Below are 26,302 nucleotides of genomic sequence, written 5' to 3'. Positions count from 1 at the left end.
GTTTGTTCCCCTCTCAGTCCTTCAGCGCGACGACGACGCGCCGGTTCTGCTTGCCCTTGTTTTCGATCTTCACGACCTCCAGCGCGCCGATCTCGCCCAGGCGCGCCACATGGGTGCCGCCGCAGGGTTGCAGATCCACCCCGTCGATGTCCACCAGCCGCACGCGCCCGCTGCCGCGCGGCGGTTTTACGGTCAGCGTGCGGACGAGGTCGGGCTTGGCGTCCAACTCTTCATCGGTGATCCAGAGGGAGTTCACCGGCGTATCGGCTGCGATCAGGCGGTTGAGCGCGTCGGCGATCGCGTCCTTGTCCAGCGTGCCGGTCGGGACGTTGAAGTCCACGCGGCTGCGATCCGCCCCCACCTGCGCGCCGGTGATGGAGGCGCCGGGCAGCACGGCGCAGACGAGGTGCAGCGCCGTGTGCATGCGCATGTGGCGGTGGCGGCGGTCCCAGTCGATCTCCGCCTCAACGGCCGTGCCGGGCGCGGGCAGGGCGGCGCCCGCCTCCGGCACATGCAGCACGTCGTCGATGCCGTCGCCCTTTACCGTGTCGGCCATCCGCAGTTCGCCCCCGGCGAATCGCAGAATCCCGGTGTCGCCGGGCTGTCCGCCGCCGTTGGGATAGAACACCGTCCGGTCGAGCCGGATGCCGCGCTCGTCCACGGACATGACGGTGGCGGCGCAGGATTTGGCGTAGGCGTCCTCGCGGAAGATCAGCTCCATGGGGCCTCTGTTGCGTTACGATTCCAGCCAGTCGGGCACGGGCAGATTTTTCTCACGCAGGAAGGCCGGATTGAAGAGCTTCGATTGATACCGCTGCCCGCCATCGCAGAGAATCGTCACGATGGTGTGGCCGGGCCCCATCTCACGGGCGATGCGGATGGCCGCCGCGACGTTGATTCCCGACGACCCGCCGAGCACCAGACCCTGGGTCTTGATGAGGTCGAAGATGATCGGCAGCGCCTCTTCGTCCGGAATTTGAAGCGCCTGATCGACCGGCGCGCCTTCCAGGTTGGCGGTGATGCGCCCCTGGCCGATGCCTTCGGTGATCGAGCTTCCCTCGGCCTTCAGTTCGCCGTGGGTATAGTGATTGTACAGGGCGGCGCCCATCGGGTCGGCCAGCACGATCCGGACGCCGGGATTGCGCTCTTTCAGCGCCAAGCCGACGCCGGCCAGCGTGCCGCCGCTGCCGACGGCGCAGGTGAAGGCGTCCACGCGGCCTTCCGTCTGGAACCAGATCTCCGGCCCTGTGGTCAGGCGGTGGCCTTCGCGATTCGCGACATTGTCGAACTGGTTGGCCCAGATGGCGCCGTTCGGCTCCGTCTTCGCCAGTTCCTCGGCAAGCCGGCCGGAGTAGCGCACGTAGTTGTCGGGGTTGGAGTAGGGAACCGCCGGGACGAGCCGAAGGTCGGCGCCGATCAGGCGCAGCATGTCCTTCTTCTCCTGGCTCTGCGTCTCCGGCATCACGATCACCGTGCGGTAGCCGAGCGCGTTGCCGACCAGCGCCAGACCGATGCCGGTGTTGCCAGCCGTGCCTTCCACGATGGTGCCGCCGGGGCGCAGCAGGCCCCGGCGTTCCGCGTCGCGAACGATGGCCAGCGCGGCGCGGTCCTTCACCGAGCCACCGGGGTTCATAAACTCCGCCTTGCCGAGGATCTCGCAACCCGTGGCCTTGGATGGCCCTTCCAGCCGGATCAGCGGCGTGTTGCCGACGGAGCCGATAAAGCCGTTGCGGATGTCCACGGAGTCTCTCCCGAATCGAATGAAATCACCGACACCACTATCGGCACCCCGTTGGGAGAATTCAAGGCGACGTTGTGAAATGCAGCATTGAACGGATTTTTGGTGGGAAATTACCCCCTGTCGCGCAGCCGCTCCCGGTTTCGGGCAAGCCAGCCAAGCGCGATGATGGCAATGGAGTTGTTCAGCTGATTCTCATCCAGCAGCCGGATCGCCTCGTCCGCCGGGACGACGGTCACGCGGATGTCTTCGTGCTCTTCCTCCAGCCCACCGGTGTCGGCCAGACCGGAACTGTCCACCAGCCCGCAGAAGACAGTGACATGCTCGTCGTAAGCGCCCGGACTCGGGTAATAGTCGCAAATCTTTTCCAGCGACTGCACGGTGCAGCCCGCTTCCTCCTGCGCTTCGCGGCGGGCGACATCTTCCGGGGTTTCGTCCCCATCCACCAGTCCGGCGACGATTTCCGTCAGCCAAGCCTTTCCGCCGACGGACGCGGACCCGACGCGGAACTGTTCGATCAGAACGACGCTGTCCTTCTTCGGATCATAGAGCAGCACGCCGACGGCCTTGCCGCGCACGCAGACCTCCCGCGGAGGCAGCACGCCGGTCCAGGAGCCGTCGAACTTCTTGTGGCGCAGGCGGTAGACGTCGACCTTCAGATAGCCGTCGTAGGCGGTCTTTTTCTCGACGACCTCAATGTCCGGATGGTCCATGCACTCGGCTCCTCGGCAGCGGCGGTGGCAACGGCGGTGTTTGCCAGGGATCTAGCGCATCCCCAGCCCGCGGACGAGGTGCGGAACGTCACATCAGAAGGTTTGGTTCAATTTCAATGTGCGGTACCGGTCGATCGACGGCACCGTGACCGGCTCCAGCTTCGGCCCGCGCATGACCTCCAGCGGGACCGCGACTCCGGCCGGGCCGAGGCTCCAGAGCTTGCGGTAGAAATCGGCAAGCCCTTTGAAGCGCTGCCCTCCCACACCGACGATCTGGTCGCCCGGCCGCATGCCCGCCGAGTCGGCGGGGCTCTGCGGGGTGACGCGCTCGACCAGCAGGCGGCCCTGTTCCTCGCGCAGAGTGACGCCGAGCCACGGACGCGGCGGCTCCTGGCGTCGGCCGTAGGCCAGCAGGTCGGCGAGGATCGGCTTCAGGGCGGCGATGGGCACGAACATGTTGCCGGGAACGCCGCTGTGTGCGGGCACCGCGTCGCGCACGATCAGCGACCCGATGCCAACGAGCTGGCCTTTCCTGTCGATCAGGGCCGCCCCGTTGAAGGCGCCAACCGGTGGGATGGTGAAAATCGCTTCGTCCAGCAGATATTCCCAGTAGCCGGCGAACTCCCGCTTGCCGGCGACCATCACCGGCTGGACGGGTGGCATGCCATGGCGCGTCAGCACCAGGGCCGCATCGCCCTCCTTCAGCGCGTCGGAGTCGCCGAGTCGCATCGGCGTCCCCTCGAACCCCAGCCCCGCACGGACGAGCCCGAAGCCGGTTGCCTGGTCGTAGGCCACAAGCTCGGCCGGGTAGCCGTGCCCGTCGCCGGTGGTCACCTGGATCTGCGACGCTTCCAGGACCGTATAGCCGATGGTGAGGACCAGGCCCGACCCGTCGATGACCACGCCCGTGCCCTCCCGTTCGGTGCCGAGCGAGCGGGCGCTTTGCGCGTCGGGAAGGACCGTGCTGTTGATTCGGACGACGGCGCGCGCCAGGGCCTCGGCGTCCATCTCGTCGGCACGGCCGGAAGGAATGCTGCTCGTGAGGACTAGGAAGCCGACGAGAATGGCCGTCCTCCAGGGAATGCGGCGCCAGCGACCCGTCATGCTTCCCTCCCTCGCCGGATCCGAGTCGGGCCATCGGCCGCCGCGCAATCCTTACCAGTCAAATTGAGAGCGGGAGCGCCGCCATCAAGGGGCGGCGGAAACCGATCGCGTTCCTCTGTTGTTACCCGGCGGAACGACACTGTGGAGGGGGCCGCCATGGCCATCGAAACCGAACGGGACCTGGAACGCGCCGTTGCCGAGTTCCAGCGCTTGTCCGACGCGCCGGCCGGATCGCCGGACGAGCGGCGTCGGCGTGAATTGGACGCGGAGATCAAGGCTTTCTACGTCCAGCACACCGACGATCTGCGCGTCGGCAAGCCGCGCCACGAGCCCGACGCGTGAGGGCCATGAAGGCAGGACCATCACGCATTTCTTGATCGACGCGGAGGCATCGCCTGACGGACACTGGCGCCGCCGTCCGCCGGCGCCGGCCGGCGACGATCCATGAAGGAGGGCGTCCTCACGATGAAGCGAGTCGACAGTTGCTACACTTGCCTGTTCTGGGAAGGGCAGGGCATCCGCCAGCGGGGACCGAAGGGCATGTGCCGCCGTTTCCCGCCGGTGGTGACGCCGCGCGACCCGGAAGGCCGGTTCCCGATCACACTGTCCACCGACTGGTGCGGCGAATGGAAGCGTGACATCGGCGAACCGATTGGCGATGCCGACGACCGCCTGATCTACAACGACGCCGACGCTTGATTCTCGCGCTGATGGGGCGCCGCTAACGCGGTAGCGGCGCCATCATCATGGGCCGCCGGCTTTCCGGGGGCAGAAATTCATTGGTTGTCCGCGTGCGGTGCCAGTCCGCGCTCAGAACAGCGATGGCGGCCAAGGCCGCGACGGCGACCACCACCGCGCCCCCGATCCAGCTTCGATCCTGGCCAGCGCCGCGTTGATCCGGCCATACCGGTCCCTTGGCGCGGGACGGTTCGTCCTGAAGTGTCACGGATCCCCTCCACCGCAAAACACACCCAGGTACCGAGGTTCATGCACCTCAACACACTTCTTAAGCGATGTGGGGGTGTCCGCGGCCCGAAGGGATCGGGCGACCGGCTGAGGGGTCGTTGATCTTTTGGCCTTAGCCAAAAGTGATATGGTGCAAAGAAAAAGGCCAAGTTCACGAAGAACTTGGCCTTTTTGTATTGGCTCCCGGTGCTGGACTCGAACCAGCGACACGCGGATTAACAGTCCGCTGCTCTACCGACTGAGCTAACCGGGATCAGTCGCGCCGTCGTTCGGCGTGGGCGGCGTTATAGCGAACCCACCGGCGCTTGCCAAGCCTTTTGATGACGAAAATCAAGGAGCTGTCTCGGTCCGTGCAGGTGAAAGGGCCTGAACGCACAAAAGCACCGCTGCCGGTTGCAGACGGCGCTCGCCGACTATCACGGAAAGACAATATTCAGCACTGCTGAAGGATGGAGGCACGGGCGGGAATCGAACCCACGTACACGGATTTGCAGTCCGCTGCATCACCACTCTGCCACCGCGCCATCCTTGATTTGGCACCCCCAACCGGGAGCGCCGCAGCGTGGGAGCGGACGTATACTGCGCTTCGATGGACCGGTCAAGCGCCTTGCTGCAAAACTTTCTGTGTCCCGTGCGGCGTTGTGTTCATGCCGCTTTGAAGATATATACGCGACAAGGCAGCGAAGCCGTATCAACCCGGCTTGGCGCCGCGCCCGTCCACCAAATCAATAAGCGACCGCCATGTCCGAATACGCCGCCGCCCGTCTCAACATGGTCGAAGGGCAGATCCGCCCCAACAAGGTTACCGACCAGCGTTTGGTCGACGCCATGCTCGACATCCCGCGTGAAGTGTTCGTGCCCCAGGCGGCGCGCGGAATCGCCTATGTGGACAAGGACATCGCCGTGGGGAGCGGTCGCTACCTCATGGAGCCGATGGTCTTCGCCCGCATGCTGCAGGAAGTGGGCGTTGACGAGACTGACACGGTGCTCGACATCGGCTGCGGCACCGGCTACTCGACCGCCGTGCTGGCCCGGCTCGCGACGAAGGTCGTGGGTGTCGAATCCGATGCGTCGCTGGCCCAGCGCGCGACCGCGGCGCTTGCCGAGTCCGGTGTCGCCAACGCTGCCGTGGTGAACGCCCCGCTGACGGAAGGTCATGCGGCCCAGGGGCCTTACGACGTTATCGTCGTCGAGGGTCTGGTGGCCGAACTGCCGGAAGCGATCCTCGGCCAGCTTGCCGAAGGCGGGCGCCTGATCGCGGCGGTCATGGGGGATCGCGGCGTGGGCGAGGTGAAGCTTTACCAGCGCATCGCCGGCGTCGTTTCGGGTCGCGTGCTGTTCGAAGCGCAGCCCCACCCGCTTCCCGGCTTCGAGCCCAAGCCCAAGTTCGTCTTCTAAGCCGTTCACCTCACTGTCCGCCGGCCGCGGCCTCCGCGGCTGGCAGTGGAGAACCAAGGCATGCCGGCACCGTTCGAGATGGCCGTTGAAGACCTGGATCGGATCCGCAAGTCAGGCGGAGATCCGCTCGTGCTCGACGTGCGGGAACCCGGCGAGGTCGCGATCTGCGCCATCCCGGACAGCCTGCACATTCCGATGGGGACTCTGCCCGGCCGCGTGGGGGAACTGCCGAAGGACCGCGACATCGTGGTCGTCTGCCACCACGGAGGCCGCAGCGCGCAGGTGACCATGTGGCTGCGTTCCCAAGGTTTCGACCGCGCGACGAACCTCGATGGTGGCGTTGACGCCTGGGCCCGCCGAATCGACCCGAACATGAAGGTCTATTGAACATGACTGTGCGAAGCCGTTTCGCGCGCCAACTGCTGGCAACCGCCCTGACCCTGGGCATGGCTTTCGTGGGTGCCATCGACACCGCGTCCGCCCAGACGCTGGAGGACGCGCTCGCCCAGGCCTATGCGAACAACCCGGCGCTCGGCGCCCAGCGCGCGCGCCAGCGTGCGGTGGACGAAGGTGTCCCTCAGGCTCTGGCCGGTTATCGCCCGACGGCGCGCATCACCGCCGGCGTGAGCCACACCGGAACCAACTCGGACCTCAAGAACAGGGAAACCGGCGCGACCGGGACGACCCGCACCTCGGTCACGCCGAAAAACGTCGGCGTCACGGCGACCCAGCCGCTCTACGACGCGACCGTAGGGCCTGCCGTCCGCCGCGCCGAACGCACGGTCGAGGCGCAGCGCGCCACCGTGCTCGCCACGGAACAGCAAACCCTGCTGAACGCCGCCACCGCCTATCTGAACGTCGTTCAGAACCAGGCGCTGCTGGAGCTTCAGATCAACAACGAGCAGGTGCTTCGCCGCCAGCTCGACGCCGCCCGCGACCGGTTCCGCGTCGGCGAATACACCCGCACCGACGTCAGCCAGTCCGAGTCGCGCCTGGCGGCCTCCATCGCCTCCCGCATCTCGGCGGAGGGTACGCTGCAGGCGTCGCGCGCGACCTACGAGCGCGTCGTGGGCACGATGCCGGGCAACCTGAAGGCCCCGAAGCCGCGCTTCAAGCTGCCGGCGACGCTGGACGAAGTGGTCGAGATGGCCCGTGCCAACAATCCGACCGTGCTGTCCGCCACCTACACCGAACAAGCCCAGCGCGAAGCGGTCGATCAGCAGTTCGGCCGTCTCCTGCCTTCGGCGAACCTGTCGGCCCAGGCCACCCGGTCCTGGGATCCTTCCACGTCGAGCGGCATCGACGTGACCCGCCAGAACAGCGCGCAGTTCACCGCCCAGGTGACGATCCCGCTGTATCAGGCCGGCCTGCCCGAAGCCTTGACCCGCGAGGCCAAGCACACCGCAAATCAGGCGCGCCTGCAGATCGAGGATTCGCGCCGTCAGGCGGTGGAGGCGGCGATCAGCGCGTGGCAGGGCCTCCAGGCCGCGCGGGCCAGCATCGAATCCTACAACTCGCAGATCCGCGCGGCGGAGATCGCCCTGGAAGGCGTCCGCCAGGAAGCGCAGGTCGGTTCGCGCACCGTGCTGGACGTTCTGAACCAGGAGCAGGAACTGCTGAACGCCCGCGTGAACCTCGTCCAGGCTCAGCGCAACGAAATGGTCCAGGCCTTCACGGTCTTGGGCGCCATCGGACAGTTGACGGCGCGGCAACTCGCCTTGCCCGTGCAATATTATGATTCCGAAGCGCATTACCAACAGGTGCGCAACAAGTGGACCGGCACGGGCGTGCCGGAGTGATCGAAGCGGCCCGCTTCGGCGGGCCGTTTTTGTCTTGTGGCTTTTTACCCATTCCTGCCCTAGTGTCGCGGCAGGATGACGTCCCGGGTTTGCCACGATGAGCGATAAAGGCCAGCAAGAACCGTCGATGGAGGAGATCCTCGCCTCCATCCGCCGCATCATCTCCGAGGACGGCGAACCCGCGAAGGCGGAGGCTGCCGCACCGCCTCCTCCGCCGCCGCCACCCCCTCCGCCCCCACCTCCGCCGCCTCCGCCGCCGCCCGCGGATGAGGAGGAGGACGTGCTCGAACTGACCCAGATGGTTCAGGACGACGGGTCAGTGGTCGACGTGGATGAGCCCGAACCGGACCACGACCTGGATCCGTGGCGGGACGAACCGGCCTTTCCGGAACCGCTGGCCGAACCGGAACCCGATTTCCGCGAGCCGGAGCCCGAACCGCCGCCCCCGCCGCTGCGTCCGACCCCGCGCCGGCCGATCCCGAGCTTCGAGGATTTCGAAGACGATGAACCGCCGCCGCCACCGCGGCCGCGCATGCGGGGGCCGGAGCTGGACGACGGGCTGATTTCCCGTCGTGTGGCGGAGGAATCGTCGCACCACTTCACTCATCTGGCGCGCCAGCTCGGTGACGACCTGTCCATCGGCCCCATGCCGGTCGGCATCCGCACGGTGGAAGAAGTCGTGCGCGAGCTGTTGAAGCCGCTGCTGAAGGAGTGGCTCGACGAAAACCTGCCGACCATCGTCGAACGACTGGTGCAGCAGGAGATCGACCGGATGATCCGGCGGTCGCAGAAATTCTAAACGGCGCCCTCGCGCAACGTGCATTCCGTGCGGCGCGCACCCGGCCGCCGCGCGTCCTGGCGAAACGCATCCTGGTTGAGACCGTAAGCGAAAGTTCCTGGTGATGTTGGAAAAGACGTATCGGCCCGCCGAGGTCGAAGAGAAGCACTACCGTCTGTGGGAAGAGTCGGGCGCGTTCGCGGCGAACACCGAATCGAACGGCAAGCCTTACACCATCATGATGCCGCCGCCGAACGTCACCGGCAGCCTGCACATGGGCCACGCGCTGACCTTCACGCTCCAGGACGTGCTGATCCGCTACAACCGGATGCGCGGGCGCGACGCCCTGTGGCAGCCGGGCACCGACCACGCCGGCATCGCCACGCAGATGGTCGTGGAACGCAACCTCGCCAAGGAAGGCAAGACGCGCCACGATTTCGGCCGCGACAAGTTCATCGACAAGGTGTGGGAGTGGAAGGCCGAATCGGGCGGCACCATCACCCGCCAGCTCCGCCGCCTCGGCGCCTCGCCGGACTGGGCGAAGGAACGCTTCACCATGGACGAGGGGCTGAGCCGCGCCGTTCGCAAGGTGTTCGTGGAGCTGTTCAAGCAGGGCCTGATCTACAAGGACAAGCGTCTGGTCAATTGGGACCCGAAGCTGCACACGGCCATCTCCGACCTTGAGGTCGAGCAGAAGGAGATCAAGGGCAACCTCTGGCACTTCCGCTATCCGATTGAAGGGGAAGCGGACCGCTTCATCGTCGTCGCCACCACGCGTCCGGAAACGATGCTGGGCGACACCGGCGTCGCCGTGCATCCGGAGGATGAGCGCTACAAGGACCTGATCGGCAAGCACGTCGTTCTGCCGCTGGTCGGCCGCCGCATTCCCATCGTCGGCGACGAATACGCCGATCCGGAGACCGGCTCGGGTGCGGTAAAGATCACGCCGGCGCACGACTTCAACGACTTCGAGGTCGGGAAGCGTTGCGGCCTCGCGGCCATCAACATCATGGACCGCGACGCCCGCATCACCGGCGAAGACGTTCCGGAGGCCTATCGCGGCCTCGACCGCTACGAGGCGCGCAAGAAGGTCGTGGCCGAACTGGAGGCGCTCGGCCTTCTGGAGAAGATCGAGCCGCACACCCACATGGTCCCGCACGGCGACCGGTCCGGCGTCGCCATCGAGCCCTGGCTGACCGACCAGTGGTACGTGGACGCCGCCACGCTCGCCAAGCCGGCCATTGAGGCGGTGGAGACCGGCAAGACCGTCTTTGTGCCCAAGCAGTGGGAAAACACCTATTTCGAGTGGATGCGCAACATCCAGCCCTGGTGCATCAGCCGCCAGATCTGGTGGGGCCATCAGATCCCGGCGTGGTACGGGCCGGACGGCCACTACTTCGTCGAGGAGACGGAGGAGGCCGCCGTTGCCACCGCCAAGACGCACTACGGCAAGGACGTGGAGCTGGCGCGCGACAGCGATGTGCTGGACACCTGGTTCTCGTCGGCGCTGTGGCCTTTCTCCACGCTGGGCTGGCCGGACGAGACGCCGGATCTGGCACGCTACTATCCGACCGACGTGCTGGTGACCGGCTTCGACATTATCTTCTTCTGGGTCGCCCGGATGATGATGATGGGCCTGCACTTCATGAAGGACGTGCCCTTCAAGACGGTCTACATCCACGCCCTGGTCCGCGATGAGAAGGGCCAGAAGATGTCGAAGTCCAAGGGCAACGTCATCGATCCGCTGGAGCTGATCGACCAGTACGGCACCGACGCGCTGCGCTTCACGCTGACGGCCATGGCCGCCCAGGGCCGCGACATCAAGCTGGCGGTCAGCCGCGTCGAGGGCTACCGCAACTTCGCGACGAAGCTGTGGAACGCCGCGCGCTACACCCAGATGAACGGAGTCGCCCCGGTTCCGGGCTTCAAGCCGGTCGGTCTGACGCAGACGGTGAATCGCTGGATCGTCGGCGCGCTCGCCGAGGCCGCGAAGAAGGTCGGCGAGTCCATCGACTCGTATAAGTTCAACGAAGCGGCCAACACGGCCTACGCCTTCACCTGGGGCACCTTCTGCGACTGGTACCTGGAGTTCACCAAGCCGATCCTGAACGGCTCGGACGAGGCCGCCATCGCGGAGACGCGCGCCACCACCGCCTGGGTGCTGGACGAAATCCTGCATATGCTCCACCCGCTGATGCCCTACATTACGGAAGAGCTGTGGGAGCAGCTGTCGCCCGACCGCGCCAACCGCCTGATCTCGGCGGAATGGCCGAACCATGGCGCCGAGCTGGTCGATCCCGCCGCCCGCGACGAAATGGAATGGGTGGTGCGTCTGATCTCCTCGGTCCGCTCCATGCGGTCGGAAATGAACGTGCCGCCGTCGGCGCAGATCGAGCTGAAGCTGAAGGACGCCGGGCCTGAAAGCCTGAAGCGGCTCGACACGCACCGCGACCTGATCCTGCGCATGGGCCGGCTGGCCAGCGCCGAGCCGCTGTCCGGTCCGGTGCCGAAGAGCGCGGTCCAGGCCGTTCTGGACGAGGCGTCTCTGATCCTGCCCCTGGAAGGCATCGTGGACCTGGACAAGGAACGCGCCCGCCTGACCAAGGAAATCGAGAAGCTGTCGGGCGAGGTTAAGAAGATCAACGCCAAGCTGTCCAACGAGCAGTTCGTCGCCAAGGCTCCCGAGGAGGTGATCGAGGAACAGCGCGACCGCCGCGAGGCCGCCGAACAGGCCCGCGACAAGCTGCAAAAGGCGCTGGAGATGCTGGCGTAAGGTACTGCCGGACGGGGCATCGCGACCGCGTGGCCCCGTCCGGGTTCTCCCTACACCCGGACCGACGCCACGAACCGGTCCGCGTCGGCTTCCAGCTGGCGCAGTTCCTCCGCCAATTGCCCGGCGGAATAGATCATTTCGATGGCCGACTTGCCGGTTTCGGCAGCGGTGATGGCCATCGTGCTGACGCTTTCCGACACCTCGCCCGACGTGTGGTTGGCGCGGTCCACGGCACCGACGATTTTCTGCGTCTGCTCCAGCTGTTCCGTGACGGCCGTGGACACTTCCTGCGACAGTGCCTCCACCTCTTCCACGGTGGTCCGGATCGCGCGAATTGCCTCCACCACTGAACCCGTGGCCTGCTGGATCGCGCCGACTTGTGAGGAGATTTCCTCGGTCGCCTTCGCTGTCTGGCCCGCGAGAATTTTCACCTCCGACGCGACGACCGCGAAGCCCTTGCCGGCGTCGCCGGCGCGCGCCGCCTCGATGGTGGCGTTCAGCGCCAGCAAATTCGTCTGTGCCGCGATGTCGTTGATCAGGCTTACAATCTCGCCAATGCGCTGGGAGCTGTCGGCCAGCGCTTCGACCGCGGCATCGCTTTGGCGAGCGTGTTCGACCGCCCGATGGACGGCGGTGCCTGTGGTCGTCACACGGCCGCCGATCTCGCCGATGGAGGCGGACAGGGTCCGTGAGACGGTGTTCACGATGCCCACCACCTCCGACGTGCGCTCCGCCTTCTCGGACGTGTCGAGCGCCTGCTCCTTCATCTTTTCAGCGGTGTCGCGGAGGATGTGGGCGCCGCTGCGGATCTGGTCGGCCGCCACGCTGACCGTGTGCAGCACCCGGCCGAAGGCGTTGTCGAAGTCATGCGCGACGGTGCGCAGCGCGTCCTTGCGTTCCTCTTCGGCGCGGCGCTCGGCTTCGCGCGCCTCGATTTCCAGGGTGTGGGTGCGCTGCAGATTGTCCTTGAACACGCCGACGGCGCGGGCCATGGCGCCGATTTCGTCCCGGCGCTCGGTTCCCGGCACGGTGGCCTTGCGGTCGCCGGCCGCAAGCTTCTCCATCACACCTTCGATCAGGCGCAGGGGGCGGGTGATGCTGCGCGCGACGAACAGGCTGATGAGCACGAAGCCCACCACCAGGATGGACCCGACCTGAAGCATGTTGGCGACCACCTCGTCGCGGACGCGGTTCTGGGTTTCGACCGCGGCGCTCATGCCGGTGTTGGCGCTCTCCAGCAGCGCTTCGAATCGCGGCACGAGGGCTTGGAACGCCTCGTTGAAGGTCGCCACCTCCGCCCGGAACGCCTTCGTACCGTCCACGAATTTGCCGAGGTCGCCGCGATATCCGCGCGCCAGCTTTTCGATCTTGTCCTGCGTTGCGGGATCGAGCCCCGAGTCGCCCAGGAACAGGGTGAATTCGTTGAAGGCCTTCCGGTGGCCGGACAGCAGGGCCTCATCGTTGTAGATGACGAAGTCCTTTTCCATCTTGCGCATCGCCTCCATGCGTCCGGTCAGCTTGTCGGCGTTGGGCCACTGCTTCAGTTCGTCCTCGATGGCCCTGGCGGAGCTTCGCAGGGCGCCGCGCAGTCCGGTTTCGTCGGTCAGGCCGAGTTCCTTTGCCTTGGCGACCACGGCCGCAAAACGGCCGGTCAGGGCGCCAAGCCCTTCGGAGAGATGATCCAGCTCGTCGAGCGGGATATGCCCGGCCGCACGGTCCTTGAGTTCACCCAGCAGCCGGGAGGTTTCCACCGCGCTTCTGCCGAACGCCTCAGCCGCCGCCGCGTCGCGGTCTGCCACAAATCGCAGCGCCTGGAGGCGCAGGCGGCTCGCCAGGCGTTCGACGGTGGCGGTGTGCTCGTACGCCTCGCGGAACTGGTTCAGTTCCGCAGTTGCCTCGAAAACGCGCTTGGCGCCGACCGTCGCGGTTCCGCCGAGCAAAGCCAGCGTCACCAACGATGCAAGAACCAGAACCGCGATGCGCGTGCCGATGGAGATGTTCGACAGCATGGCCGGGAGTCCTCCGTTTCTCGGCGGACACTAGCGGCACCTCACGACGCCACTGTTACGGTGGTGTGGCGCTTTTGTTGCGCTGCGAACGCCTCCTGTGCAGGGGGCGCCTCCTTCCGTATTCTGGGGCAAGTGAATAGAGGTTGGGCAGGGAAGGGGGCGGCGTTGTCGTTCGTGTTGTCGAAAGTCCTGTGGGCGGTCGCCGCGCCGGGAAATTTCCTCGTGCTCCTGCTCGCAGTCGGGGTGGTTCTGTCCTTCTCGCGCCGCCGTGCCGCCTTGGGTCGGGCGCTGGTGGGCGTGGCGACATTCGGGTTCCTGGTCATCGCGGCGACGCCGATCCCGTCGCTCGTGGCCTTGCCGCTGGAGGAACGATTCGAGCGGCCGAACCTTCCCGACCGTGTGGACGGCGTCATCATGCTGGGCGGCGCCGTCGACCCGCGCCTGTCCTATGAGCGCGGCGAGCCCTCGCTCAACAGCGCGGCGGAGCGGATCTTCGTCTTTGCGGACCTGATTCGCCGCTACCCACAGGCCAAGCATGTGTTCACCGGCGGGTCCGGCCTTCTTCTCGACACCGAGTTGCGGGAGGACGGACCCGTCCGTGGGGCGCTGGTGCAGGCCGGCATCGACCCCGACGGCGTGATCTTCGAGAATGAGTCCCGGAACACCTGGGAAAACGCCGTCTACAGCCAACGGCTCGTCCAGCCGAAGCCGGGGGAGCGGTGGCTTCTCGTGACGACCGCGTTCCACATGCCGCGGTCGGTCGGGATTTTTCGGCGCGTGGGCTGGGACGTGACTCCCTATCCCGTCGACTACCGGACGCGAAAGGGCGGGCGCCCGTATCTGCAATTCAGCCTGGACGAGAACCTTTCCATCCTGCACGCCGCTGTTCGGGAGTGGATCGGGCTTATTTCCTACCGGTTGATGGGGCGTACCGATTCGCTGTTCCCCGCGCCCTGAAGACCCTCGCGCAGCCTACGCCATTGCGACTTCGTTGGGACGGCGCCGCAGCGATATTGGCGCGACGGAGTAACTCGGTTAGAGTGCGACCACTAAATCTTGCGGGGTGGTTGGATGCGTCGCGCGCAGATGCTGAGAGGGACGGTGGTGCTCTTGGGGGCACTGTCGCTCGCCGCCTGCGCGTCGCAGCCGTCCCCGTCGTCGGGCCTGCCGAAGAGCGGGGTCTACAAGGTCGGCAAGCCCTATCAGGTCGGTGGCGTCTGGTACTATCCGGCCGAGGACTTCGCGTACAACGAAACGGGCATTGCCTCGTGGTACGGGCCGGGCTTTCACGAAAAGGTCACGGCCAATGGCGAGACCTACGATCAGAACGAGTTGACCGCCGCCCACAAAACGCTGCCTATGCCGAGTTTGGTGCGGGTCACCAACCTGGACAACGGACGGTCGGTGGTCGTGCGCATCAACGACCGCGGCCCCTACGCAAACAACCGAATCATCGACATGTCGCGGCGCGGCGCACAATTGCTGGGTTTCGAGGGAGTCGGCACGGCCAAGGTCCGTGTCCAGATCCTGGCGGAGGAAAGCCGCGCCATCGCCGCCGCCGCGCGCCAGGGAACGCCGGCCCCCATCCTCGCCGAAACGGACGGCCCCGCGCCCAAGGCGGCGCCGCGCAACCGGGTGGAGGTCGCCGAGAACTCCGCGCCCGCCCGGTCGAGCGCGTCGGCCTCTTCGGCGATCACCGCCACGCCGATTCCGCCGCCCAGCACCGTTCCAGGCAGCATGGTGGAAGGCCGGTTCGTGCCGGCCCCGGTCGTGGCGCAGTTGCCGGTGAAGGCACACGAACAGATCTATGTGCAGGTCGGAGCCTTCGCCAACACGGACAACGTCGCCCGCGCACGCGCCAAGCTGTCCGCCATCGGTCAGGCCGCGCAGGTCATGCCGACGGTGTCCGGCAGGCAGCGGCTCCAGCGCGTGCGGGTGGGGCCGCTGAACAGCGTCGACACCGCCGATGCCGTCCTGAATCAGGTGATCCAGGCCGGCCTTACCGAAGCCAAAATCGTGGTTGATTGATCGCTCGTGCTTGAGCGTTTTCGTGTTCCGAAGGGAGTTGTCATGGTCGCTGTCGTCCGCACCCGTATGGCCATGGGTCTGGCGGTCGCGCTGTTCGCGGCGGGGCTGGGGCCGGTGGCTCAGGCCGCCAGCATCGAAACCATCGCCAAGCAGGCGATTCTGGTGGACGTCACCTCGAACACGGTGCTGTTCGAGAAGAACGCCGACCAGCGCATGCCGCCGTCTTCGATGAGCAAGATCGTGACCATGTACATGGTCTTCGAAGCCATCAAGGACGGGCGCCTGTCGCTGGACAGCATGCTGCCCGTGTCGGAGCGCGCCTGGCGCATGCAGGGCTCCAAGATGTTCGTGGAGCTGCACAACAACATCAAGGTCGACGACCTGATCAAGGGCGTGATCGTGCAGTCGGGCAATGACGCCTGCATCGTCCTCGCCGAAGGTCTGGCCGGGTCGGAGCCGTCCTTTGCGGAGCGCATGAACAAGCGCGCCAAGGAATTGGGGCTGAAGGACAGCAACCTGACCAACGCCACCGGCTGGCCCGACCCGAACCACTACATGACGGCGCGCGACATCTCGATCATGGCCGAGCGCCTGATCAAGGACTTCCCGGAATTCTACCGCTACTACTCGATCCGGGAGTTCAAGTATCACGGCATCACGCAGGGCAACCGCAATCCGCTGCTGTACCGCGGCATCAATGTCGACGGCATGAAGACCGGCCACACCGACGCGGGCGGCTACGGCCTTACGGCGTCCGGCGAGCGCGAGGGGCGCCGTCTCGTTCTGGTGGTCAACGGCCTGCCGAGCATGCAGGCGCGTGCCGACGAATCCGCCCGCCTGATCGAGTGGGGCTTCCGCGAGTTCGCCACCTACGCCCTGTTCAAGGCCGGCGAGACCGTTGAGCAGGTGCCCGTGTGGCTGGGCGCGCAGGACACTGTTCCAGTCACCGTGCCGGAGGACATGAAGGTCACCATGGCGCGCGCCGACCGTGCCGGCATGAAGGTGTCGCTGGTCAGCACCGCGCCGGTCGCCGCCCCGATCAAGAAGGGCGACGTGGTCGGCAAGGTCGTGATCTCCGCCCCGGGCTTCCCGGGCAAGGAGGTGCCGGTCGTCGCCGCCCAGAACGTGGAAAAGCTGGGCTTCGTCGGCCGGGCTCTGGCCGCCGCGAAGTTCCTGGTCTTCGGCGCAAGCTGAAAGGGAGGCAGGGCATGACCCGCGGGCGGTTCATCACGCTGGAAGGCGGCGAGGGGGCAGGGAAGTCCACCCAGATACGCCTGCTCGCCGACGCGCTGTCCGCCTGCGGCACGGAGGTGGTGGTCACCCGCGAGCCGGGCGGTTCCAGGGGTGCGGAGGAAATCCGCGCCCTGCTGGTGTCCGGCGAGACCGGCCGCTGGGGTCCGGTGACGGAAGCACTGCTGCACACCGCCGCTCGGCGCGACCATCTGGAGCGCACCGTCTGGCCGGCGCTGGAGGCGGGGCGTTGGGTAGTCTGCGATCGCTTCTACGACAGCACCATGGCCTATCAGGGCTATGGGTTGGGTCTCGGCCGCGAGTTGATCGGGGCTCTGCAGACGACGGCGCTGGGCGACTTCCGGCCCGACCTGACCTTGATCCTCGACCTGCCGGTCGAAGCCGGGCTGGCCCGTGCCAAAGCCCGGCACGGCGACGAGGACCGGTACGAGCGCATGGACGTCGATTTTCATCGGCGTCTGCGCGACGGCTTCCTCGACATCGCCCGGCGTGAACCCGACCGCTGCGCCGTCATCGACGCGTCCCATCCGGTCGAGGTGGTGCAGGCATCCATTCTCGACACGGTGACTCGGCGGCTTGGAGTGACCATCTCCTGAGCGCTGCTGAAGCGATCGGGTGGGGCCATGGTTTCCAAAGCCGTCGCGGGCATTGCCCTGCTGTTTTGCTTACCGTGCGCCACGGCCTTGGCATCTCCGGACGACGCTTTTGGGGTTTGGCGCACGACGGACCAGCAGGCCGTGGTGGAGCTTTACCCTTGCGGGCCGGACCTGTGCGGACGGCTGATCTGGTACGTGGAGAAGCGAAGCGGTCCCGACGCCGGACTGGACAGCCGCAATCCGGATTCGATGCAGCGGAATCGCCGCCTGTGCGGCCTCATCATGCTCGCCAACTTCCGGCGCAAGGGGGATGGGTGGACCGGCGGATGGGTGTACGATCCGGAATCGGGGAACACCTACAGCGGGGCGATCACGCCGGACGGTTCCGAACGCCTGGATCTGCGCGGCTACATCGGCATACCGCTGTTCGGCCGCACCGAACACTGGACCCGCGCGCCGGCCAGTCAGCCGCGATGCCAGTGAGCGCCGCATCGTCGGGGCTGGACCGCGCCGCACGGATAGGCCACTGTGCGGACCTCATGATCCACTTCGAAAAGGTTCGCTGAGGTGAGCCGCGTCCGCGCACCGGAACCGATGGTCGAGGACGATGCCCTCGCCCCCCGCCGCAACCCCGACCTGACCGGCCACGAGGAGGCCGAGCTTCTGCTGCTGGACGCCTGGAACTCCGGCCGGCTCCCGCACGCTTGGCTGATCGGCGGGCCGCCGGGCATCGGCAAGGCGACGCTGGCGTTCCGTTTTGCGCGCTTCGTGCTGGCGCAGGGAATGGCGCAGTCGGAATCCAGCCTGTTCGGCGCGCCGGAACCTCCGGCCTCGCTCGCGCTCGCGCCCGATCATCCCGTGTTCCGGCGGGTGTCGTCGGGCGGGCATGCCGACCTGCTGACGGTGGAGCGGCAGCGCGACGAGAAGCGCGACCGGCTGAAGCGGGACATCGCCGTGGACGACGTCCGCAAGATCGGCCCCTTCCTGCGCAAGACCTCGGCCGAGGGCGGATGGCGCGTCGCCGTGATCGACGGCGCCGATCGCATGAATCTCAGTGGCTTAAACGCCATTCTTAAGATTTTGGAGGAGCCGCCGCCCGGCGCGCTGCTGTTGCTGGTCAGCGACAATCCTGGCGGCATGCTGCCGACCATCCGCTCGCGCTGTCGGAAGCTTAACCTTCATCCGTTACCTGAGGAAACAGTCCTTAACCTGTTGGTGCAGCACCGTCCCGACCTTGGTGCCGAGGATCGGGCCGCGCTCGCCCGCCTGTCGGAAGGCAGCGTCGGTCGCGCCATCGACCTCGCCGACGCCGGCGGGCTGGACCTTTACCGCGAGTTGGTGGGGCTCCTGGGCACGCTGCCGCGGCTGGACATCGCCGCCGCCCACGCCTTCGGCGACAAGTTGACCCGCAAGCAGGACGAAGGGCTCTACGAGACGGCGACCGATTTGCTGGTCTGGTGGCTCGCCCGTTTCGCCCGGTCGCTGGCGCGCGGCGCCTGGCCGGCGGAGGTGGTGGCCGGCGAGGCTGCCCTGATGACCCGTCTGGCGAACGCCCGCGGCCTTGAACGTTGGGTGGAGGTGTGGGAAAAGGTCCAACGCCTCTTCGCTCGTGCGGAATCCGCGAATCTCGATCGCAAACAGGTGGTCCTGAACGCCTTGGCGACGCTCGAAGCGGCTGCTAGTTAATCCACAACGAACACGCCTATCCGTTCCGGCCGCTGGCCGGGCCGGCGAACTCTCGGGAGAGCACCTGACATGGCCGGGTCGAAGACCTATTACCTGACGACTCCGATCTACTATGTGAACGACGTGCCGCACATCGGGCACGCGTACACCACGCTCGCCTGCGACGTGCTGGCCCGCTTCATGCGCCTGGACGGCCATGATGTGAAGTTCCTGACCGGCACGGACGAACACGGCCAGAAGGTGGAGAAGTCGGCCCAGAACGCCGGCATTATGCCGCAGGAATTCACCGACCGTGTGTCGAAGAACTTCCGCGACCTCGTGTCGTTGATGAACTTCTCCAACGACGACTTCATCCGCACGACCGAGCCCCGGCACATCAAATCCGTGCAGGAGCTGTGGCGCCGCCTGGAAGCGGCCGGGGAGATTTACCTCGGCTCCTACGCCGGCTGGTATTCGGTGCGTGACGAGGCCTTCTACGGCGAGGACGAGCTGACCACCTCGCCGGCCGGCAAGAAGATCGCCCCCACCGGTGCGGAGTGCGAATGGGTGGAGGAGCCCTCCTACTTCTTCCGCCTGTCCGCTTGGCAGGACCGCCTGCTGGAGTTCTACGAGAAGAACCCCGATTTCATTGCGCCGGCCGGCAAGCGCAACGAGGTGATCGCCTTCGTGAAGTCGGGGCTGAAGGATCTGTCGGTCAGCCGCACGACCTTCAAGTGGGGCATCCCGGTGCCCGGCAACCCGGACCACATCATGTACGTGTGGCTGGACGCGCTGGCCAACTACATCACCGCCGTCGGCTTCCCGGACGAGGGCGGCGAGTACGCCAAGTACTGGCCGGCCAACCTGCACATGGTCGGCAAGGACATCCTGCGCTTCCACGCCGTCTATTGGCCAGCCTTCCTTATGGCGGCAAACCTCGCCCCGCCCAAGCGCGTCTTCGCGCACGGCTGGTGGACCATCGAGGGACAGAAAATGTCCAAGTCGCTGGGCAACGTGATTGCGCCCGACACGCTGGTAACCACCTACGGCCTCGACCAGACGCGCTATTTCCTCCTGCGCGAGGTGCCGTTCGGTAATGACGGCGATTTCTCGCACAAGCAGATGGTTCAACGGATCAACGGCAACCTCGCCAACGATTACGGGAACCTCGTGCAGCGCTCGCTGTCCATGATCAACAAGAACTGCGGGGCAGCCGTGCCACAGCCCGGCCCCTTCACGGAGGCCGACAACGCGCTGCTGGGCGCCGCGCACAACCTGCTGCCCGTCGTCCGGGCGGAGATCGGTGTTCAGGCCTTCCACAAGGCCCTGGACGCGATCTGGGCGGTGATTGGCGACGGCAACCGCTATGTGGACGAACAGGCCCCCTGGGCGCTGAAGAAGACCGATCCGGCGCGGATGGGCACTGTCCTGTATGTGTTGGCGGAGACGATCCGCCATCTCGCCATCCTGACGCAGCCGATCATGCCGGACGCCTCGGCGAAGATCCTGGATCAGCTGGCCCAGGGTCCGGACGCCCGCGGGTTCGACCGTCTGGGGCCGGGCGGGGCGCTCGTGGCTGGGACGCCGCTGCCCGCGCCGCAGGGTGTGTTCCCGCGCTTTGTGGAAGAAGCCAAGAGCTGAAGAACGATGCTGGTCGATAGCCATTGCCATCTCGATTTTCCCGACTTCGCCGAGGAGCTGGACGCGGTCGTCGACCGCGCCCGGCAGGCGGGGGTAGGGCGGATGGTCACCATCTGCACGTACCTGTCCCGGTTTGACCGCATCCTCGCCGTGGCGGAGCGGTACGACGACGTGCTGTGCTCGCTGGGCGTTCACCCGCACCAAGCGGCCGAGGAGTTCGAACTCGTCACGGTCGAGCGCCTTGTCGAGCTGTCGAAGCACCCGAAGGTCATCGGACTGGGCGAGACGGGGCTCGACTACTTCTACGACAAGAGCCCTCGCGACGTGCAGCAGGAGTGCTTCCGGCGGCACATCCGCGCGAGCCTCGAAACGGGCCTTCCGCTGATCATCCACACGCGCGACGCTGACGAGGACACCATGCGGATTGTCCGTGAGGAGGCAGCCGGACAGCCGGTGAAAGGCTTGCTGCATTGCTTCAGCTCCGGCCGGCAACTCGCGGAAGACGCTCTTGATTTTGGGTTTTCGCTGTCGCTTTCGGGCATCGTCACATTCAAGAAGTCGGAAGACCTCCGGGCCATCGTTCGTGACGTGCCGCTCGACCGTATCCTGGTCGAAACCGATGCGCCGTACCTTGCGCCGGTGCCGTTCCGCGGCAAGCGCAACGAGCCTGCCTACGTCGCCCACACCGCCGCCTGCGTGGCGGAACTGAAGGGCGTGGATGCCGCTGAACTGGCCCGGCTTACGACGGAGAACTTTTTCCGCCTGTTCGAACGTGCCGACCCTGCCAAGCAGGTCGCCGCATGACCGGAATGCGGGTCACCGTCCTCGGCTGCGGCGGTTCACGCGGAGTGCCGGTGATTGGCGGTGACTGGGGGCGGTGCGACCCGGCCAACCCCAAGAACCGACGGTTTCGGCCATCGGTCCTGGTCGAACGGGAGGCAGGGCAGGGCGCTGTCAGCGTGCTGATCGACACTTCTCCCGATCTGCGTCAGCAGTTGCTGAACGCCGATGTACGGCGGCTGGACGCCGTCTTGTGGACCCATTCGCACGCGGACCACAGCCACGGCATCGACGAACTGCGCGAGCTGTGCCGCATGATGCACGCGCCCATCGACGCCTACGGCTTTCCGGAGCATCTGGAGGAGTTGCAGGCGCGGTTTTCCTATTGCTTCGATCCCCTGCGTCCTGGCGACCCCTATTATCGCCCGGTGCTGCAGGCGCACGCCGTCGACGGACCGTTTGCGGTGGGGGGGCTGCCCATCATCCCGTTTGAACAGGATCACGGCTACTCGAAGACCGTCGGTTATCGGCTTGATAACTTTGCCTATTCGACCGATGTTGTCAGATTGGATGAAGTTGCTTTCGCGGCGCTGGAAGGTGTCGACGTGTGGATCGTCGATTGCTGTCGGGTGGAACCGCCGCACCCGGTCCATGCGCATCTGGCGCTGACGTTGGAATGGATCGCGCGGGTCAAGCCCAAGCGGGCCTATCTGACCCACATGGACCAGACCATGGACTACGACGCCGTGTGCCGCTTGCTGCCGCCGGGCGTCGAGCCCGCCTATGACGGGCTCGTCATCGACCTCTGAGCCGGCGGATCAATCATCGGGCATGAAAAGGCCCAGCCGGCCGGCGATGAAGCGGTCCCCGGCGGCCTTGGCAGCCTGATCGGCAGTCTGAGGCAGCAGCCCGAATTTTTCGCGGTAGAGCTTTGCCGTTGCCGCGATAGCGGAGGGCAGGGCATTCACGGCTGCTTTGTATTTGGCTTCCGGCCACACGTCGAAGTCCTTCCAGTTGCGGAAGGCGGCGACGGCACGCTGGCGCTGTTCGGCCATCTTCCTCGCCTCGTTGGACAGCGGCGCTTCGAGCAGCGTGCTGGGCACCATGGAGGCCTGGAGGTCATCGACTTCGAACTGGCGCTCATAACCCTCGCGGATGCTGCCGCGCTCTTCGAGTGCCGGTTCAACGGCGGAATCCATAAGTTCCGCGACCTTTTTCCATTCCGGGAGATCGTAGACGGAAGATGGCGGCGCGCACAGTCCCGGCGTCTCGTCGCGGGAATTGCCCCAGAAGGCGCCAAAGGCCTCGAACGCCGGCTGACCATGCTTGGTGAACAGAAAGCAGGGCGCGTCCATTTCCGTCGTGGACAGGACGTGACGGAGGAACAGCAGCATCGCGCCCGTGGGGGCGCTGGCGACGTCGCCCAGGTTTTTCATTTCTTCAAGGAGATAGGGATCGTTTGGCAAGCCGCGCTCGATGACCGCCGCGACGAGCTTGCGAACGGTTTCGTCCTTGTCGGCCACCGGGACGGTGCCGCTGTGGTACAGGTAAACAAGCCAGGCCTTGGCGACGCCGCCGTCGTAGCGTTGGAGTGCGGCGGCGGCTGCCTTCGGATCCTTGGGAACGCCGGCGACGATGGTCGAAAGTTTCTTCTGTGCCGCCGTGTTCTGATCAGCAAGTTCGGCCGCGCGCTTTTCATAAAGCTTCTGGCAAGCGGCGATGGATGACTTATCGCTGCAGGTCCGTTCGCGATCGGCTGTGAAGGCCTGCTGTGTGCGCTGGACGCCATCGCGTTCCGACACGGGCGTGTTGTCGAGAACCTCGCGCAGCACCGTCGCCACGTCTTCGGCCACGACCTTCAGGTCGGCGCTGGAACAGACGGTTCGGTCGGCCGGAGTCGCGGCCTTGGCGCAGTCAGGCGTCTGGGCGTCCGCAGAAATCGGCAGCAGGCAGAGCGCGAGCGCGGAGCCGAGAAACCACGAGGAACGAGCCATGCGGAGCAGCCTTCGGTATGATGCACATGCGAGGGCGCGACGATAGTCCATTGGCCCGGAGACCGGAAGAGACGGAAAAGCGCCCCGCTCCATTCCATGGCAACATTTTCCATAATCGAGGTTATACGATAAATCGCACGTCCCAGGGCAACCCGATGAATGCTCCACCCTTGGACGCTTTTGGGAAACGCGGTACAACGGTTCTGCGTACATCTGAAGGACGCGACGTGGTGAACGGAGCGCGCGGGTTCAAAAAAATGCCCTTGGTCGTCTCGGCGACGGTCGCCTCGATGATCGCCTTCGTGGCGTTTTGGCACCAAGAGGACCCACCGGCCCCAACCCCGCCCGTCGAGATGGCCGTTGCGACGACACCGTCGGTGTCATCCAGCGAACAACCACAGCCACTGGCTGATCTGAAGCCCGTGCCGGAGGTTCCGGCACAAACAGCATCCAATCCACCCGCGCCGGCGGAACCAGTTGTTGAAAGCCTGCCAGCGAGTGAACCGGTTCCGGTGCCGCTCGCCGAGACCGTGCCGGACGCACCCCCGACCCCACCTTATCTCGATACGTTGCGCATGGCCTTGCAGGACCTGCCGTGCGGAATGATCGATGTTGCGTTTCAAGACGGTAGCGTGACGGTCACAGGCACAGCAGCCGGCGGCGATGGATTGCGGTCGCGGATCAAAGCCATTGTGCAGGATCACGTTCAGGATTGGCCCGTCGTTGATCTGGTGCGCTTTGCGGCCCCTGCCCTTTGCGAACCTTTGTCCTTGCTCAGTCCCTTGCGTGTGGCGAACAGATCGGCATCCGGGTCCGTATCAATTCATCTGAGCACGCCCGACGATCCCATCCGTGGCGGCCAGGACCTCGTGCTTGATGTTGTTGGGCCGGATTTCCCGGCGCATTTGCAGGTCGACTACTACACCACAGACGGCAATGTGGTGCACCTGCTTCCCAACCCGCTGGAGCCGAGCGCCTGGGTGGAGCCTCGCGCGGTGCGCCGGTTGGGCGATCGGAAGGCCGGAGGCCGATTCTGGTCCATCGGCCCGCCTTTCGGCAGCGAACTGGTCGTTGTGGTGGCGAGCGCATCTCCGCTGTTCCCGACGCCAAGACCCGAGGCCGAAGCGGCCGCGGCCTATCTGCCGGAATTGAAGCGGGCCTTGGACACGGCGGGCGTTACGGCTCTGGCCGACGCCCGGTTCATCACGACCGGCGCGCCGTAGAGGCTCACGCGCGCGGCGCGAAGCGCGAGACGACGACGGTGATGTTGTCGTGTCCGCCGGCCTGGTTGGCGGTGTCGATCAGCCGGATGCAGCTTTCCTCCGGCTGGTGCCGTGGCTCCCGGTCGAGAATGCGGGCAATCGCCGCGTCGGGCACCATGCCGTTCAGACCGTCGGAACAAAGCAGGTAGACATCGTCCGGCATCAGATTGTGGACGGTGATTTCCGGATCCACATGCTCCCCGGTGCCCAGCGCGCGGACAATGATGTTCTTGTGCGGAGCGGTGCCCCGCCGGCCATTGTCGAGCCACAGCTGATAGAGGCTGTGATCACGGGTGAGCTGGCGTAGCTCGCCATCCCGCAGGCGGTACAGCCGGCTGTCGCCGGCGTGGAAGGCGATCACCTTGCCCGTCCCCGGCACCCGCCACAGCCCGACGACCGTGGTGCCCATGCCCCGCCCTTCAGCGAAGCCGCGTTCCACGTTCAGGGTGTGGATGCGCTTGTTGGCGATCTGCACGGCGGAGCGCACGACCGACATGGCGTTCTGCACAGCCGGTTCCACGGAGTAGGATTCCGACAGCGTGCAATCGTCGTCCGCGGGGGCCGCCGGGGCCAATTTGGCCGGCTCGCCCGGATTGAATTCGTGGATGAAGTCGGCGATGGCCTCCGCAGCCATACGGCTGGCGATGTCGCCGCCTGCATGTCCGCCCATGCCATCGCACACGACGGCCATGCCCGTCTCGGCGCTGAGGTGGAAGCTGTCCTCGTTGCGCGACCGCGTGCGGCCGACGTCGGTGCGCCCGGCGGCAATCATGTCGAAGGCGGAGTGGAACATCACGCGAAAGGCTCCGGAAACACAGGCGCAGCATCCAGCGGAAGCGCGAGGAAATGCCCGCGCTCCGCACCTGATAATGGCGCAAGCGCCGGGAAAGATACAGCCGCTTTCGGTGATTTCAACGAATTGCGAAGGCTTTCTCAACCGCCAGGATAGCTGATGGATCGGACAAAGCGTGCCATTCCCGCGCCTGGGTGGTAGAGTGGTGCATCCAACACTCGCGAGAGTGCACGACCATGTCCGGTTCCCTTTCCATCGCGGCCAGCGGCATGATGGCGCAAACCCGCCGGATCGAAGCGTCGGCGTCGAACACCGCCAATGCCCTGACCAAAGGCGCCCTACCCGACTCCGCCGGCAACGTCCCGGCCGGCAAACCGGGCGCCTATCAGCCCCTGGACGTGGTGCAGACCGAGCAACGCGCCGGGGCCGAGGGCGCCGGGACGCGCGCGGTGTTCAAGCCCATCACCCCGGCCTATCTGCCGGAGTACGAGCCGGACGCGTCCTTCGCCAACGATCAAGGGATGGTCGCGGCCCCCAACGTCGATCCCGCGCGCGAGCGGGTCAACCAGATCGCCGCCAGCCGGGCCTATCAGGCCAACCTGTCGGTCGTCCGCACGCAGGACGATATGCTGAAATCGCTGCTCGATTCGAAGGTCTGAGAGGCCGATTATACGGTGACGTCCAGCAGCGACCCGCGGCTGCGCGCGCCATAGCCCTGCCCATTCGTCCGGGCGTTCAGCGCCGCGGCCTGGGTGTCGAGCGCCTGTCCGGTCTGGGTCGCGCTGCGCACGTCGCGCGGGTTGTCCGCCTTGCCGGCTGCCTGCGGCGCCTGGATCGTCTGCGTGCGGACCGTGGTGGTCGTCTGCTGCGCCGCCTGCACCGTCGGGGACAAAGCCATCTGCACCGCCGGGGTGATCGGCGGTTGGGGCTTTGCCACCTGTGGCATCTGGAGCGGGTTTAACTGCATGTTAAGAGAATGCGCTCAGGCGGGCGCAGATTCAAGCTGCGTTTCGT

Annotated in this window: 25 protein-coding genes, 2 tRNA genes and 1 pseudogene; 18 read left to right on the top strand and 10 right to left on the bottom strand. The window is 66.0% G+C overall.

The genetic code is table 11. The features are described 5' to 3' along the window. Positions 1-13: 13 nt before the first annotated feature. The 4 genes from ACSVC7_RS14500 to ACSVC7_RS14485 all read right to left on the bottom strand — a co-directional run bounded on the left by ACSVC7_RS14500 (position 14) and on the right by ACSVC7_RS14485 (position 3,555). Positions 14-721 (bottom strand): alanyl-tRNA editing protein, encoded by a 708-nt coding sequence (locus ACSVC7_RS14500; RefSeq protein WP_448205041.1) that lies wholly within the window; start codon positions 719-721, stop codon positions 14-16. Positions 722-736: 15 nt separating this feature from the next. Then, positions 737-1,741 carry a cysteine synthase A gene (locus ACSVC7_RS14495; RefSeq protein ID WP_448205040.1) on the bottom strand — a complete coding sequence of 335 codons (1,005 nt, stop codon included), beginning with the start codon at positions 1,739-1,741 and terminating at the stop codon, positions 737-739. 110 nt (positions 1,742-1,851) lie between these two features. After that, positions 1,852-2,451 carry an NUDIX domain-containing protein gene (locus ACSVC7_RS14490; RefSeq protein ID WP_448205039.1) on the bottom strand — a complete coding sequence of 200 codons (600 nt, stop codon included), beginning with the start codon at positions 2,449-2,451 and terminating at the stop codon, positions 1,852-1,854. Between the two features lie 93 nt (positions 2,452-2,544). After that, positions 2,545-3,555 carry a S1C family serine protease gene (locus tag ACSVC7_RS14485; protein WP_448205038.1) on the bottom strand — a complete coding sequence of 337 codons (1,011 nt, stop codon included), beginning with the start codon at positions 3,553-3,555 and terminating at the stop codon, positions 2,545-2,547. A gap of 156 nt (positions 3,556-3,711) precedes the next feature. Here ACSVC7_RS14485 and ACSVC7_RS14480 point away from each other — a divergent pair, with 156 nt between their 5' ends. Continuing rightward, complete coding sequence (locus ACSVC7_RS14480) at positions 3,712-3,897, top strand: hypothetical protein (RefSeq protein ID WP_448205037.1); 186 nt, start codon at positions 3,712-3,714, stop codon at positions 3,895-3,897. Positions 3,898-4,020: 123 nt separating this feature from the next. Then, positions 4,021-4,254, top strand: coding sequence for a hypothetical protein (locus ACSVC7_RS14475; RefSeq protein ID WP_448205036.1), 234 nt, complete (start codon positions 4,021-4,023; stop codon positions 4,252-4,254). Between the two features lie 444 nt (positions 4,255-4,698). Here ACSVC7_RS14475 and ACSVC7_RS14470 read toward each other — a convergent pair. Further along, positions 4,699-4,774: transfer RNA gene (locus ACSVC7_RS14470), tRNA-Asn, on the bottom strand. Between the two features lie 197 nt (positions 4,775-4,971). Then, positions 4,972-5,045: transfer RNA gene (locus ACSVC7_RS14465), tRNA-Cys, on the bottom strand. A 217-nt stretch (positions 5,046-5,262) separates the two neighbouring features. On the opposite strand from ACSVC7_RS14465, the gene ACSVC7_RS14460 reads away from it, so the two are divergent. The 5 genes from ACSVC7_RS14460 to ACSVC7_RS14440 all read left to right on the top strand — a co-directional run bounded on the left by ACSVC7_RS14460 (position 5,263) and on the right by ACSVC7_RS14440 (position 11,269). Further along, positions 5,263-5,919 (top strand): protein-L-isoaspartate O-methyltransferase family protein, encoded by a 657-nt coding sequence (locus ACSVC7_RS14460; protein WP_448205035.1) that lies wholly within the window; start codon positions 5,263-5,265, stop codon positions 5,917-5,919. A gap of 60 nt (positions 5,920-5,979) precedes the next feature. Further along, positions 5,980-6,306: a rhodanese-like domain-containing protein gene (locus ACSVC7_RS14455; protein WP_448205034.1), complete on the top strand. Its 327-nt coding sequence runs from the start codon at positions 5,980-5,982 to the stop codon at positions 6,304-6,306. 2 nt (positions 6,307-6,308) lie between these two features. Beyond that, positions 6,309-7,718, top strand: coding sequence for a TolC family outer membrane protein (locus tag ACSVC7_RS14450; RefSeq protein ID WP_448205033.1), 1,410 nt, complete (start codon positions 6,309-6,311; stop codon positions 7,716-7,718). Positions 7,719-7,815: 97 nt separating this feature from the next. Continuing rightward, positions 7,816-8,517, top strand: coding sequence for a DUF2497 domain-containing protein (locus ACSVC7_RS14445; protein WP_448205032.1), 702 nt, complete (start codon positions 7,816-7,818; stop codon positions 8,515-8,517). 103 nt (positions 8,518-8,620) lie between these two features. Continuing rightward, complete coding sequence (locus ACSVC7_RS14440; RefSeq protein WP_448205031.1) at positions 8,621-11,269, top strand: valine--tRNA ligase; 2,649 nt, start codon at positions 8,621-8,623, stop codon at positions 11,267-11,269. A 50-nt stretch (positions 11,270-11,319) separates the two neighbouring features. On the opposite strand, the pseudogene ACSVC7_RS14435 reads toward ACSVC7_RS14440, so the two are convergent. Continuing rightward, positions 11,320-12,369 (bottom strand): annotated as a pseudogene (locus ACSVC7_RS14435) (methyl-accepting chemotaxis protein); the annotation flags it as partial. Positions 12,370-13,500: 1,131 nt separating this feature from the next. Here ACSVC7_RS14435 and ACSVC7_RS14430 point away from each other — a divergent pair. From ACSVC7_RS14430 to ACSVC7_RS14390, 9 genes are all read left to right on the top strand, one after another. Continuing rightward, a complete protein-coding gene (locus ACSVC7_RS14430) occupies positions 13,501-14,235 on the top strand; it encodes a YdcF family protein (protein WP_448205030.1) in 735 nt (244 codons plus the stop codon). A gap of 114 nt (positions 14,236-14,349) precedes the next feature. Then, positions 14,350-15,306 carry a septal ring lytic transglycosylase RlpA family protein gene (locus tag ACSVC7_RS14425; RefSeq protein WP_448205029.1) on the top strand — a complete coding sequence of 319 codons (957 nt, stop codon included), beginning with the start codon at positions 14,350-14,352 and terminating at the stop codon, positions 15,304-15,306. Between the two features lie 66 nt (positions 15,307-15,372). Beyond that, complete coding sequence (locus ACSVC7_RS14420) at positions 15,373-16,500, top strand: D-alanyl-D-alanine carboxypeptidase family protein (protein WP_448205129.1); 1,128 nt, start codon at positions 15,373-15,375, stop codon at positions 16,498-16,500. A 14-nt stretch (positions 16,501-16,514) separates the two neighbouring features. Next, complete coding sequence (gene tmk, locus ACSVC7_RS14415; RefSeq protein WP_448205028.1) at positions 16,515-17,153, top strand: dTMP kinase; 639 nt, start codon at positions 16,515-16,517, stop codon at positions 17,151-17,153. A gap of 27 nt (positions 17,154-17,180) precedes the next feature. Further along, entirely contained in the window at positions 17,181-17,636 is a 456-nt protein-coding gene (locus ACSVC7_RS14410; protein ID WP_448205027.1) for a DUF2147 domain-containing protein, read from the top strand. A gap of 84 nt (positions 17,637-17,720) precedes the next feature. Continuing rightward, positions 17,721-18,839: a DNA polymerase III subunit delta' gene (locus ACSVC7_RS14405; RefSeq protein WP_448205026.1), complete on the top strand. Its 1,119-nt coding sequence runs from the start codon at positions 17,721-17,723 to the stop codon at positions 18,837-18,839. 69 nt (positions 18,840-18,908) lie between these two features. After that, entirely contained in the window at positions 18,909-20,459 is a 1,551-nt protein-coding gene (metG, locus tag ACSVC7_RS14400; RefSeq protein WP_448205025.1) for a methionine--tRNA ligase, read from the top strand. A 6-nt stretch (positions 20,460-20,465) separates the two neighbouring features. Next, a complete protein-coding gene (locus ACSVC7_RS14395) occupies positions 20,466-21,263 on the top strand; it encodes a TatD family hydrolase (RefSeq protein ID WP_448205024.1) in 798 nt (265 codons plus the stop codon). Positions 21,264-21,268: 5 nt separating this feature from the next. Beyond that, positions 21,269-22,048 (top strand): MBL fold metallo-hydrolase, encoded by a 780-nt coding sequence (locus ACSVC7_RS14390; RefSeq protein ID WP_448205128.1) that lies wholly within the window; start codon positions 21,269-21,271, stop codon positions 22,046-22,048. 9 nt (positions 22,049-22,057) lie between these two features. Here the strand turns inward: ACSVC7_RS14390 and ACSVC7_RS14385 are convergent, their stop codons facing one another. Further along, entirely contained in the window at positions 22,058-23,233 is a 1,176-nt protein-coding gene (locus ACSVC7_RS14385) for a lysozyme inhibitor LprI family protein (RefSeq protein WP_448205023.1), read from the bottom strand. A 230-nt stretch (positions 23,234-23,463) separates the two neighbouring features. Between ACSVC7_RS14385 and ACSVC7_RS14380 the strand changes: the two genes are divergently transcribed. Then, complete coding sequence (locus ACSVC7_RS14380; RefSeq protein ID WP_448205022.1) at positions 23,464-24,456, top strand: DUF4384 domain-containing protein; 993 nt, start codon at positions 23,464-23,466, stop codon at positions 24,454-24,456. 4 nt (positions 24,457-24,460) lie between these two features. On the opposite strand, the gene ACSVC7_RS14375 is transcribed toward ACSVC7_RS14380, so the two are convergent. Then, positions 24,461-25,288 (bottom strand): PP2C family protein-serine/threonine phosphatase, encoded by an 828-nt coding sequence (locus ACSVC7_RS14375; protein WP_448205021.1) that lies wholly within the window; start codon positions 25,286-25,288, stop codon positions 24,461-24,463. 236 nt (positions 25,289-25,524) lie between these two features. Here ACSVC7_RS14375 and ACSVC7_RS14370 point away from each other — a divergent pair, with 236 nt between their 5' ends. Next, entirely contained in the window at positions 25,525-25,947 is a 423-nt protein-coding gene (locus ACSVC7_RS14370) for a flagellar basal body rod protein FlgC (RefSeq protein ID WP_448205020.1), read from the top strand. Positions 25,948-25,955: 8 nt separating this feature from the next. On the opposite strand, the gene ACSVC7_RS14365 is transcribed toward ACSVC7_RS14370, so the two are convergent. Beyond that, positions 25,956-26,225, bottom strand: coding sequence for a hypothetical protein (locus ACSVC7_RS14365; protein WP_448205019.1), 270 nt, complete (start codon positions 26,223-26,225; stop codon positions 25,956-25,958). Between the last annotated feature and the right edge of the window lie 77 nt (positions 26,226-26,302).

This window comes from Azospirillum mesophilum (assembly GCF_053470405.2).
Note: the sequence above shows the minus strand (reverse complement) of the source record. Positions and strands in the feature narration are given on the sequence as shown.

Coding starts and splice junctions, on each gene's coding strand:
- ACSVC7_RS14420 (WP_448205129.1), top strand. CDS start 15,373: ATGGCCATGGGTCTGGCGGTCGCGCTGTTCGCGGCGGGGCTGGGGCCG.
- ACSVC7_RS14370 (WP_448205020.1), top strand. CDS start 25,525: ATGTCCGGTTCCCTTTCCATCGCGGCCAGCGGCATGATGGCGCAAACC.
- ACSVC7_RS14455 (WP_448205034.1), top strand. CDS start 5,980: ATGCCGGCACCGTTCGAGATGGCCGTTGAAGACCTGGATCGGATCCGC.
- ACSVC7_RS14445 (WP_448205032.1), top strand. CDS start 7,816: ATGAGCGATAAAGGCCAGCAAGAACCGTCGATGGAGGAGATCCTCGCC.
- ACSVC7_RS14460 (WP_448205035.1), top strand. CDS start 5,263: ATGTCCGAATACGCCGCCGCCCGTCTCAACATGGTCGAAGGGCAGATC.
- metG (WP_448205025.1), top strand. CDS start 18,909: ATGGCCGGGTCGAAGACCTATTACCTGACGACTCCGATCTACTATGTG.
- ACSVC7_RS14375 (WP_448205021.1), bottom strand. CDS start 25,288: ATGTTCCACTCCGCCTTCGACATGATTGCCGCCGGGCGCACCGACGTC.
- ACSVC7_RS14480 (WP_448205037.1), top strand. CDS start 3,712: ATGGCCATCGAAACCGAACGGGACCTGGAACGCGCCGTTGCCGAGTTC.
- tmk (WP_448205028.1), top strand. CDS start 16,515: ATGACCCGCGGGCGGTTCATCACGCTGGAAGGCGGCGAGGGGGCAGGG.
- ACSVC7_RS14410 (WP_448205027.1), top strand. CDS start 17,181: ATGGTTTCCAAAGCCGTCGCGGGCATTGCCCTGCTGTTTTGCTTACCG.
- ACSVC7_RS14485 (WP_448205038.1), bottom strand. CDS start 3,555: ATGACGGGTCGCTGGCGCCGCATTCCCTGGAGGACGGCCATTCTCGTC.
- ACSVC7_RS14490 (WP_448205039.1), bottom strand. CDS start 2,451: ATGGACCATCCGGACATTGAGGTCGTCGAGAAAAAGACCGCCTACGAC.
- ACSVC7_RS14390 (WP_448205128.1), top strand. CDS start 21,269: ATGCGGGTCACCGTCCTCGGCTGCGGCGGTTCACGCGGAGTGCCGGTG.
- ACSVC7_RS14450 (WP_448205033.1), top strand. CDS start 6,309: ATGACTGTGCGAAGCCGTTTCGCGCGCCAACTGCTGGCAACCGCCCTG.
- ACSVC7_RS14425 (WP_448205029.1), top strand. CDS start 14,350: ATGCGTCGCGCGCAGATGCTGAGAGGGACGGTGGTGCTCTTGGGGGCA.
- ACSVC7_RS14440 (WP_448205031.1), top strand. CDS start 8,621: ATGTTGGAAAAGACGTATCGGCCCGCCGAGGTCGAAGAGAAGCACTAC.
- ACSVC7_RS14500 (WP_448205041.1), bottom strand. CDS start 721: ATGGAGCTGATCTTCCGCGAGGACGCCTACGCCAAATCCTGCGCCGCC.
- ACSVC7_RS14475 (WP_448205036.1), top strand. CDS start 4,021: ATGAAGCGAGTCGACAGTTGCTACACTTGCCTGTTCTGGGAAGGGCAG.
- ACSVC7_RS14385 (WP_448205023.1), bottom strand. CDS start 23,233: ATGGCTCGTTCCTCGTGGTTTCTCGGCTCCGCGCTCGCGCTCTGCCTG.
- ACSVC7_RS14395 (WP_448205024.1), top strand. CDS start 20,466: ATGCTGGTCGATAGCCATTGCCATCTCGATTTTCCCGACTTCGCCGAG.